Here is a 383-nt window from a genome sequence, read left to right on the forward strand (position 1 = left end):
GCACGGGGCAGAGCGCCTCGCGGCCTGACCGCCGGGCCCCTCCTTCATCGCACGGGAGTGCACCATGCTTCTCACCATCGCCGCTTTCGTCGTCGCCCTGGGCCTGCTCATCGCGGTCCATGAATACGGGCACTACCGCGTCGCCGTGGCGTGCGGCGTCAAGGTCCTGCGCTTTTCCGTGGGCTTCGGCAAGCCGCTGCTGCGCTGGCAGCCGCGTGGCTCGTCCACCGAATTCGTGATCGGCGCGTTCCCGCTCGGGGGCTACGTGCGCATGCTCGACGAGCGCGAGGCGCCGGTGGACGCGGCGGAACGCCATCTCGCCTTCAACAACAAACCCCTGCGCGCGCGTGCGGCCATCGTCGCCGCCGGCCCGATCGCCAACC

General features: G+C 70.8%; 1 protein-coding gene. It reads left to right on the forward strand.

Annotation, left to right across the window (positions count from 1 at the left end):
• Positions 1-64 precede the first annotated feature (64 nt).
• Positions 65-383 (forward strand): site-2 protease family protein (locus E0T84_RS31720; RefSeq protein WP_171055250.1); only part of this gene is annotated, 319 nt, incomplete at its 3' end.

Source organism: Mycobacterium sp. DBP42 (genome assembly GCF_005924235.1).
Classification (GTDB): domain Bacteria; phylum Actinomycetota; class Actinomycetes; order Mycobacteriales; family Mycobacteriaceae; genus Mycobacterium; species Mycobacterium syngnathidarum.